The organism is Cellvibrio sp. (assembly GCF_053579595.1).
Map to the genome: position 1 here is coordinate 1 of NZ_JBRFPI010000414.1, position 3,758 is coordinate 3,758.

The 3,758-nt window shown below is 48.1% G+C and carries 5 protein-coding genes; 1 reads left to right on the plus strand and 4 read right to left on the minus strand.

All coding sequences use genetic code 11. From position 1 onward, the window contains the following. On the plus strand, positions 1-948 hold a 948-nt coding region (locus ACWA6V_RS18780), incomplete at its 5' end, for a hypothetical protein (RefSeq protein ID WP_449523928.1). Here ACWA6V_RS18780 and ACWA6V_RS18785 read toward each other — a convergent pair. From ACWA6V_RS18785 to ACWA6V_RS18800, 4 genes are all read right to left on the minus strand, one after another. Continuing rightward, positions 945-1,490: a hypothetical protein gene (locus ACWA6V_RS18785; protein ID WP_449523929.1), complete on the minus strand. Its 546-nt coding sequence runs from the start codon at positions 1,488-1,490 to the stop codon at positions 945-947. The two genes, ACWA6V_RS18780 and ACWA6V_RS18785, sit on opposite strands and share 4 nt — an antisense overlap. 150 nt (positions 1,491-1,640) lie before the next feature. Then, a complete protein-coding gene (locus ACWA6V_RS18790) occupies positions 1,641-2,417 on the minus strand; it encodes a ferredoxin--NADP reductase (protein WP_449523930.1) in 777 nt (258 codons plus the stop codon). A gap of 24 nt (positions 2,418-2,441) precedes the next feature. Next, entirely contained in the window at positions 2,442-3,374 is a 933-nt protein-coding gene (locus ACWA6V_RS18795; protein WP_449523931.1) for an FAD-binding protein, read from the minus strand. Continuing rightward, the coding region (locus ACWA6V_RS18800; RefSeq protein WP_449523932.1) for an electron transfer flavoprotein subunit beta/FixA family protein at positions 3,371-3,758 on the minus strand (388 nt) is incomplete at its 5' end. The genes ACWA6V_RS18795 and ACWA6V_RS18800, both read right to left, overlap by 4 nt.

Sequence of the window (3,758 nt, forward strand, 5' to 3'; positions counted from 1 at the left end):
GCCAAAGTCAGCATTCACGGTGGCGGTAAAGGCAGTGATCATGGCGATGCAGTCGAAGTTCAACATGCCTATTTAGGCTGGCGCAGTGATTGCGATAGATTGTGTATGGCTGCCGAAGCCGGAAAAATGTCTGCGCTTTTTTCGCCAGCCATGACAGAGCATCCTTCAACGCGAACATTCAGCGAAGCATCGTTGATACTGGATACTTTTTTTGGCCGCGATTTTCACGATCAGGGCGCGCGCATTTTATTGCAATCGGATTGGGGATTTAGTGGTGGCATCGAACACTGGCGTGGTCAGGCATTTCCGGCAACGGCGACAGATTCCGGCGGCAATAATGATATTTTTATCCGCTACGATCTGCACCACGACACCATCATCGCCACCTTGGGTGTGTGGGCGATGCGCGCAGAGGCCGAAAATCGCATCGATCATCGCTACAGTGCAGACCACACTCACAGCTCAAATACCGCCCCCGTTTTTCCATCAGTGGGTTTCACTGGCACGACTGATTTACAGGGGCTTCACACGAGCATTCACTGGTCAATCACACCCGACTGGGCGCTGGGTTTGAGTGGAGAATGGAGCACGGCAGATGCTGAAGGATTTTTACAAAATAATCAGCGTGTTGCCGATATAGTGAGTGAAGCGCAAGGCTTTTGGATTCAACCTGCAGTGCATTGGCGAACACACACCCTCGCCCTGCGCGTAGAACAATTGCAGGTTGATAATTATTTGGAGGGCGCAGGCGCACCGGCTCTCACCTTGGACTCGGGGTTATCCACTAACGGACATAATCCCGAGCGCCTTTCTGCCGCATGGTTGTGGCAATGGAAACCCAATATTGGCCTGCGCGCCGAAGTGATCGATGATCGCAGCCTGCCCGATGACGCAGCGCGATTTACGCTCGGCATCATCTGGCGACAAAATGTATTTCAGCGGGATTAGTCCTTCACTAAGCGGGGTATTCTCAGCAAAGATTCCAGTGCTTGAATACCCTCGATGCGTTTGAAATTTGCCGCGAGTTTTTGATGGAATCCATATAGATAAGCAAGTGTTGCGTTGAGTACGACAATAAAGTTTTCCAATTCAACAATGTCTACTGGCTCCAACCTAACCCCCGCACTGTCGGCCGAACGCCGCAAGCGCATCACTGTACCAATGGCGCTTTCTACTTCCGGCACCCAGTAAGAGCGTATCCAATTATTGCGTTGCTGCTCACAGCTAACACAACGCTCCACTAACGCCGCTAAAGTTTGGTTTAACGCTCCCAACTCATATTCACGGTGCAATTCCCGAACCAGCTCACTCATGCTATTGACCCGTTGTGGAAAGGGTATTTGGTCGATAAGAATGGTTTTGCCTTGGGTAGCTGGCGATTTCATGCAGGCCAAAATAAGGCCATCAATGCCCTGCTCTAAAGTTTTGAAAGACACGACTATCTGCCCAAGGGCTTCATAGAGGCGGTTTTTATTGGGAAGCGGCGACATAGATCAATACCTCAGGTTGAAACACCACCACAGGCATTGAACTCAATAGCCAGGGCGACAACACACTGGCATCTAAACACACAGAGAAGACAGGAAGGAATAACACGGTATTACAGCGCTGCTTAATCCGAGCTGTATCAAGGGAGGAAGCTATTTTTCAACAAACGCACGCTCAATAACATAATCGCCCGCAATACCAATACGCGGTGACACTTGCAAACCTGCACCATCCAACAACGCACAGGTATCATCCAGCATGCCTGGGCTACCACAGAGCATTGCACGATCAGCGTCCGGGTTCAGCGGCGGCAAACCAATATCCGCCAACAATTTTCCGCTAGCCAATAAATCGGTCAAGCGACCTTCATTTTCAAACGCTTCGCGTGTGACGGTCGGGTAATAAATTAATTTTTGCTTTACATCATCACCTAAAAATTCATTGTTCGGTAATTCTTTGGTGATGAAATCGCGGTAGGCAAGGTCATCTACTTTGCGCACACCGTGCACAAGAATAATTTTTTCAAACTTCTCGTAGGCTTCCGGATCTTGAATAAGAGTGATAAAGGGAGCAAGACCAGTTCCTGTCGATAAAAAATATAAATTCCTGCCAGGCTTTAAATCCGACAACAACAAAGTTCCTGTTGGCTTACGTCCAACCAAAATATCATCACCCACTTTGATATTTTGCAGGCGCGATGTAAGTGGGCCATTGGGAACCTTAATACTAAAGAATTCCAAATGCTCGGCGTAATTGGGACTGGCGATACTATAAGCTCGCAGCAGCGGTTTACCATTTACTTGCAAACCAATCATCACAAACTGACCATTCTCAAAACGGAATGATTCATCTCGGGTGGTAGTAAAACTAAACAAACTATCGTTCCAGTGAGTAACCGACAAAACCTTTTGCGTATTAAATGCGCTCATTAAAAAATTCCTACCATCGAATAGTTAGTTTTGTTGTAACGCCGAGTTCAATTCGGGCAAGGCCGTAAATAAATCTGCCACCAAACCATAGTCGGCATGTTTAAAAATAGGTGCGTCTGGATCATGATTAATGGCCACAATTATTTTGCTGTCTTTAACACCCGCAAGGTGTTGCATTGCACCTGAAATCCCCACTGCGATATATAACTCAGGCGCGATAATCGTGCCCGTCTGCCCCACCTGTAAATCATTCGCGGCAAATCCTGCATCAACACACGCGCGTGTTGCACCAATTGCTGCATCTAACTGCACGGCGATAGGGTCTAACAGCGCATTGAATTCTTCGCCCAAACTGCGGCCACCGGCGATAACAACCCGCGCCGAATTTAATTCAGGGCGCTCGGAATGGGTCAGTTGCTCACTAATCCATTGACTGATTCCGCGCGCTGGCGGCACATCAATAGAAATAATTTCTGCATTACCACCGCGAGTGATCGCACGAAATGCAGTAGCACGCACAGTGATAACTTGTACTGGCTCGTAATTTTCAATGGTGGATAAAATATTTCCCGCGTAACCGGGGCGCACATAAGTTGAGGGCGCCTGAATTTCAATGACATCGGTGATGGGTGCGATATCCAAACGTGCTGCAATACCCGGCAATACACTTTTACCGAACACACTATGTGCACTTAGGATGTGGTTATATTGCTTAGCGATGCTTAAAACCAAATCCTGCACATCTTCCACTAGTGGATGTTGAAAGTGCGCCGCTTGCGCGACCAGTACGCGACGCACACCAGCCAATTGTTTTGCTTCTGCTGCAACAATTCCTACATCATCACCATACACCAGTAAATCTATCGGCAAATGCCAAGCCGCAGCGGCGGCAACCGCTTGATAGGTGGATGGCTTTAATTGATTGCCTTCGCTTTCTGCCAACACTAATACACTCATTGCAACACCTCCGCTTGACGCAATTTCGCAACCAATTCCTGCACACTGGCCAATTGAATTGCACCGGGTTTTTGTTGTGGCTCGCGCGCACTGATTACGTTAAAACGTGGCGAAAGATCGACATCCAGTTCGCTCACTGCGATGGTTTCGATTACCTTTTTTTTGGCCATCATCAGATTGGGCAATTTGATAAAGCGCGGTTCGTTCAAACGTAAATCTGATGTAACAACTGCAGGAAGTTTTAGCGAGAGGGTTTGCGTTCCTTTATCCACTTCACGTGTAACGACGACTTGATCGCCATTGAGTTGAATTGCCGAAGCAAAAGTCCCGACACCTATACCGAGTAATGCCGCAAGCATTTGCCCGGTTTGGCCGTAATCCTCA